We start from the raw sequence: 5229 nt of genomic DNA, 5'->3' as shown, positions 1-5229 counted from the left end.
TATTAGGCACGCCGCCAGCGTTCGTCCTGAGCCAGGATCAAACTCTCCATAAAAGCGAATTTTGTTTACCGATTCAAGAATCGAACAAAGTTCACAATAAGTGTTTGACTTGCTCATTTGTATTGCTGACGAGAATGTTAATTCTCAATAATGTTTCACTCGTTGTTCAGTTTTCAAAGAACAAAGTTAGTTACTTTCTTTTGCTCACCGCCGTTCAGCGGCGACTTAATTAATATATCACATTCACTTCTTAAGGTCAAGCATCTTTTTCAAAGTTTTTTATGTCATCGAATCAGAAGCTGATAACCTCACCCCTTTTGAGGGCGGATTAATAATATAACATGCCATCATTCTTATTGCAAGCTTTTTATTCATTCTTATTATAACTGCTACATTCCACTTATTAACCATTAAGATGACCTTTGAATTCAAAAATAACACCAAGCCATATACCACAGAAATGAACATTGAAGAGCATCAAAGATATTTGAAATCATATTTCGATATTTCTTTTTAGTCATCCTCTGTCTTTAATTCGAGTTGACTTCCCCCAACGTTATCATCTGAAGTAAACACCTCTGCCCACATTAATGAAGCAATATAATTAATGGTTGAATTTAGACATACTACGATCATGCACAACAAACTTAACCAAGGAAGTACAACCCAATACTTCATAGACGTTAACAAGCAAGGCACACCTTGCAACTTTCCATCTCTACGCGACCAGAACACGATATGAAATATTATTACTGGAAATATAATATATATTGAAACTTTATTTCAATCAATATACAATATACCCATGAAGCGTTTTCACAGATAAGACAAAGGGGAGAATCACATGCTTGAACATTTAACTACAGAAGCTCGCAATGAGCGCACAATGAATTTAGATGAGCTGTCAATAGAAGAATTCCTTGGCATTATGAATGAGGAAGACGCAAAAGTAGCACATGCCGTGCGCGAGCAAATCCCTCACATTGCACAAGCGGTTGCCAAGATTGCCGAATCGCTTCGACAGGGCGGCCGACTCATCTATATGGGTGCAGGTACAAGCGGAAGAATTGGTCTACTCGACGCAGTAGAATGTCCTCCAACGTTTGGGACTATGCCTGAACAAGTGGTTGGACTAATCGCTGGCGGAGAGAAAGCATTTATCAAAGCTGTCGAAGGTGCTGAAGATAGCGGAGAGCTAGGCATTGAGGATCTGAAAAACATTCAGCTTTCGGCAAAAGACACGTTGGTTGGTATCGCTGCCAGCGGCCGTACGCCATATGTTATTGCCGGTCTTGAGTATGCTAATCAACTTGGCGCACATACCGTTGCGATTGCCTGCAATAAGAATTCTGAAGTTGGAAAAGCTGCGCAGATTGCCATCGAGATCATGAATGGTCCAGAAGTATTAACTGGCTCGACTCGCCTTAAGTCTGGTACTTCCCAGAAGCTCGTATGCAACATGCTATCTACTGCTGCCATGATTCAAGTTGGCAAAGTGTACGGCAATCTCATGGTTGATGTGCAGCTTACAAATGAGAAGCTGGTTGAACGCGCAAAACGAATCGTGATGGAAGCAACATCCTGTGACTATCCAACCGCAGAGAAGTATCTAGAACTTGCAAACAATAAGCCAAAGGCCGCTATCGTCATGATTTTGACCGGATTAACGTATGAAGAGACACTTCAGAAGCTAGAACAGTCCCAAGGTTTTGTACGCAAGGCCATTAAGTAATCTTATAATCATCATCTTTCATAAGAATGCATCTTAGGATTGATTTTACCAATCAGTCTGCAGAACTTGCAGTTCATAAAGGCTCGATAAACTCCACAACCATACATTTTAACTAGGAGGGAAACACCATGAATCAACATCGTGCGCTTGCAAAAGAGATTCTCGATGCTGTAGGTGGAGCTTCAAATATTAGCAGCTTTACAAACTGTATCACTCGCCTTCGGATCAATCCTGTGGACCGGAGCATGATTGACGAAGCAAGAATCAAGAGTACAAAAGGTGTAATGGGTGTCGTTGACGATGAAACGTATCAAATTGTCCTCGGTCCAGGAACCGTAAAGAAAGTAGCAGATGAGCTCGCTTCCATCATAGAGTCAGGTGAAGGCTCGGATTCAGCAGCGGCTCCAACACCAACACATACACAAGCTAAAGGTCAGGATATCAAAGCTGAGCTCAAAAAGAAAAACAATACACCATTCAAAAACTTCCTGCGAAAGATCGGAAACATCTTCATTCCAATGATTCCAGCTCTCGTCGGTGCTGGTCTGATTAACGGTATTGCAGGCTTAATGGCCAACTTAATGAAGACTGGCTTCTCGCCTGAATGGATGGTAACTTTACAGCCGATCGTCAGTGTAATCGGTTCCGCCTTCTTCCTGTACCTAACTGTATTCGCTGGCGTGAATGCTGCTAAGGAATTTGGAGGCACCCCTTCGTTAGGTGGTGCAGTCTCCGCGATTATTATTGCGCCAAGCGTTGCGAGCATTTCGTATACCTATCCGATAATCGGTGAGATTACGTTAAGTCCAGGTCAAGGCGGTATTATTGGCGCCATCTTCGCTGCAATCTTGATTTCTTATATTGAGAAATGGGTGCACAAACGCGTTCCAGCTGCTATCGATATTATTGTAACGCCAACTATTGCGTTGCTAGTCGTCGGCTTAATCACAATCTTTGTCTTCATGCCTCTTGCTGGTGTCATTTCTCAAGGAATCGGGACAGCAACAACATGGCTTCTAGCTCACGGCGGACCATTGTCAGGTTTCGTGCTTGCGGCGTCCTTCCTTCCGCTCGTTATGTTCGGGCTTCATCAGGCTTTGATTCCCATTCATGCGGAATTGATTACGCAATTTGGTTACACCGCGCTTCTCCCTATCCTGGCGATGGCCGGTGCAGGTCAAGTTGGTGCAGCGATTGCGATCTACATGAAATTAAAGCATAACAAGAGCATGCGCAATCTAATAAAAGGGGTGCTTCCAGTCGGTTTCTTAGGGATTGGAGAGCCCTTGATCTACGGGGTTTCCTTACCTTTAGGCCGTCCATTTATCACCGCATGTATCGGTGGAGGCTTCGGTGGAGCAGTGCTCGGATTGTACGCGATGTCAGGCAACTTTATCGGTTCGATGGCTATTGGACCTTCCGGCTTGGTTCTTGTACCGCTAGTAACAGGGCCGCTTGGCATCGGTGCGTCAATCGTAGGTTACTTGCTTGGACTTATCGCTTCCTATATTGCAGGTTTCCTGCTGACATACTTCTTCGGCTTTACAAAAGAACTTCTGTTAGAGCATAATAAGGATACCGAATAATCCTCGGATATTATAGGGCATCTTGGAGCATGATCTCCGTAGATGTCCTATTTTCTTCATGATCAGAAATACATTCAGGGGGCTTTTGTTATGATGGGAAGTATCTTGACGCAAATTCAAGCGATATACGATAGTCTGTCACAGTCAGAGCAAAAAGTAGCACGCTACATATTAGACCATCCCGAAGAGGTCACAAATATTAGCATTCATGATCTCGCTATAAAGGCAGAGACCAGTGGCGCTTCTGTCGTTCGATTCTGCAACTCCTTGCAGGTCGATGGATTTCCACAGCTTAAGGTGCGTCTGTCACTAGATATGGCTAAACATGAGCGCCCAACTTATTATGATTTTGACCCCAATGATACAACGGATTCCATTATTAAAAAGACGATGTCCAACAGTATTCAGGCGCTGCAAGATACAGCCGAAGTGCTAGATAGTAAAATGGTGAATCAAATTGCCGCTGCAATGGCGAAAGCACCTGCCATTTACACGTATGGAATTGGCGCCTCTTTAGTTGTAGCAGAAGATATTGCACAGAAGTGGATGCGTCTTGGCAAAACAGCCTTTGCATTTCACGACCTGCATGTTCTAGCTGTTAATATTGCAAACGCACCTTCAGGCTCAGTCTTTATTGGCGTATCATACAGCGGAAAAACAAAAGAAGTCATTCAATCCGTCAAACTCGCAAACGAATATGATTTGGTAACGGTTGGTATATCCCGATACGGCGAGCATGAATTGTGTAATAACGCCACGTACATGCTAAACATCGCCCATGCACCAGAAGCCGTATTTCGCAGTGCTGCAACCAGTTCACGCCTTGCTCAATTGCTTGCTGTGGATACGCTGTTCTTTGCATATGCCTCCACTCAGCACGATGAGACAATCAGACATCTAGCAGATACAAGTCAAGCCATTCGGATCTTGCGCGAGCATTTCTAATAGGCTGAAACGGTAACGATATATAAATAGAAGCCTTGCCATTCGTCTTTTAACAGAGACGTTATGCAAGGCTTCTTTTATTGTGATAATAGGTTTCGTATGTAACCAACCAAGTCCAAGATCGTTCATATATATGTACCGATTAATAGCAGCAACGCGCTCAAAGGGATACTTTTTAATTTTCATTACCATGGAAAAATAAAAACAATGTAACCAATCTGCCCATAATTCCTGAATATGTGATGTGCTTGCGAAATGATTGCGCGATAGATCGATTTAATATGTGGATGAATAGGTGTATAAGTAGATCAAAACCACCATGAAGGGTTCGGTCTTGTCATAATTTTAAGTAGTAATCCACTAAAGCGATAACCTTTCATCGCAAAAAGGGAGTTTCTAAAAAGTAATTCACATGTGGATAAATGATTTTTATTGTTTTTAGTACTTGTTCTCCTTTTATTTACGCAATATATTATCGAAAATGTGGATGATTGCCTAGAATACTTGTGGTTATCCCCGATTATCCCATACTTTTCAACAAAAAATGTGGATGAAGCTCAAGGCTCGTAAAGATTAAAGAGTTATTCACTGGTGGATAACTTTTTGTCCGTCTATTAATTTATCCCCTGATTCATGAACAACTGTTAATAAAATGTGGACAACAAACAGCCCACTCGCCTCGTTTGAGGAAGTGGGCTATTTTCTTTGCTTGGCAACGTCCTACTCTCCCAGGACCCTGCGGTCCAAGTACCATCGGCGCTGAAAGGCTTAACGGTCGTGTTCGGGATGGGTACGCGTGGAACCCTTTCGCCATCGTCACCAAACTCGATTTTTCCGAAGGAAAATATCGTCCATCTAAGGATGTATTCAAGGTTTGCACCCTGAAAACTGATCGTGAAGGAAGTAAAGTCATCTTTTCTTTTAGGATAAGCCCTCGACCGATTAGTATTGGTCAGCTCCACACAT

The 5229-nt window shown here is 42.8% G+C and carries 3 protein-coding genes and 1 rRNA gene; 3 read left to right on the top strand and 1 reads right to left on the bottom strand.

All coding sequences use genetic code 11. The features are described 5' to 3' along the window. The first annotated feature begins 844 nt into the window (after window positions 1-844). The 3 genes from murQ (at window position 845) to I2H74_RS24330 (ending at window position 4263) form a co-directional block, all read left to right on the top strand. Window positions 845-1732, top strand: a complete 888-nt coding sequence (murQ, locus tag I2H74_RS24340; protein ID WP_195576905.1) for an N-acetylmuramic acid 6-phosphate etherase — start codon at window positions 845-847, stop codon at window positions 1730-1732. Window positions 1733-1860: 128 nt separating this feature from the next. Continuing rightward, window positions 1861-3318 (top strand): PTS transporter subunit EIIC, encoded by a 1458-nt coding sequence (locus tag I2H74_RS24335; RefSeq protein ID WP_195576904.1) that lies wholly within the window; start codon window positions 1861-1863, stop codon window positions 3316-3318. A 90-nt stretch (window positions 3319-3408) separates the two neighbouring features. After that, a complete protein-coding gene (locus I2H74_RS24330) occupies window positions 3409-4263 on the top strand; it encodes a MurR/RpiR family transcriptional regulator (RefSeq protein ID WP_195576903.1) in 855 nt (284 codons plus the stop codon). Window positions 4264-4970: 707 nt separating this feature from the next. Here I2H74_RS24330 and rrf read toward each other — a convergent pair. Then, window positions 4971-5087 (bottom strand): 5S ribosomal RNA (rrf, locus tag I2H74_RS24325). Window positions 5088-5229 lie beyond the last annotated feature (142 nt).

This window comes from Paenibacillus sp. 1001270B_150601_E10 (assembly GCF_015558675.1).
GTDB lineage: Bacteria > Bacillota > Bacilli > Paenibacillales > Paenibacillaceae > Paenibacillus_B.
The sequence above is the reverse complement of the archived record's forward strand: the minus strand, read 5'-3'. Positions and strand labels throughout refer to the sequence as shown.

Coding starts and splice junctions, on each gene's coding strand:
- I2H74_RS24330 (WP_195576903.1), top strand. CDS start 3,409: ATGATGGGAAGTATCTTGACGCAAATTCAAGCGATATACGATAGTCTG.
- I2H74_RS24335 (WP_195576904.1), top strand. CDS start 1,861: ATGAATCAACATCGTGCGCTTGCAAAAGAGATTCTCGATGCTGTAGGT.
- murQ (WP_195576905.1), top strand. CDS start 845: ATGCTTGAACATTTAACTACAGAAGCTCGCAATGAGCGCACAATGAAT.